The 597-nt window shown below is 42.4% G+C and carries 2 protein-coding genes; both read left to right on the top strand.

What is annotated here, in order from left to right:
• On the top strand, positions 1–312 hold a 312-nt coding region (locus tag JMX97_RS13675; protein ID WP_201558976.1), incomplete at its 5' end, for an IS630 transposase-related protein.
• A 61-nt stretch (positions 313–373) separates the two neighbouring features.
• The coding region (locus tag JMX97_RS14050; protein ID WP_201558978.1) for a transposase at positions 374–597 on the top strand (224 nt) is incomplete at its 3' end.

Below are 597 nucleotides of genomic sequence, written 5' to 3'. Positions count from 1 at the left end.
TACTCAAATGATTTTCGACAACTCGTATTAAGCAAGATTGCAGCAGGGCAAACGGTACGCCGCGTTGCCCAAGACTTTAATATTAGCACCAAAACAGTCCAAGACTGGAAAAAGGGTGTTCCAAAGAAGCCTTACTATCGAAAACCCACCAAGATTGATGATGAGGCATTAAGACAGGACGTTGCCACCTATCCAGATGCTTATCAATATGAGAGAGCACAGCGTTTTAATTGCACAGCAAGAGGCATAGGTAAAGCGCTCAAGCGTATCAACATCACTCAAAAAAAAGACACTCAAACACCCGAAAGCTGATGAGGAAAAACGGCAACAGTTCAACGATTCATTAGCTCAGTTTGAAGAGCAAAACCGTCCTATCATCTATCTTGATGAAAGCGGTTTTAAGTCTCATGACCACAGGCCCTACGGCTATGCTCAAAAAGGACATCACTGCTTTGGTATCTATAACTGGCAACTAAAAAATCAGACCAATGCCATAGGCGCGATACATAACAATCAGCTCTTTGCTGTTGGTTTATATGACAGCAGTATTGACAGTGGTATCTTTCATAGCTGGGTAGTACAGCTCTTATTACCACA

The sequence above is a fragment of the Psychrobacter sp. 72-O-c genome (assembly GCF_904846605.1).
Lineage (GTDB): Bacteria > Pseudomonadota > Gammaproteobacteria > Pseudomonadales > Moraxellaceae > Psychrobacter.
Note: the sequence above shows the minus strand (reverse complement) of the source record. Positions and strands in the feature narration are given on the sequence as shown.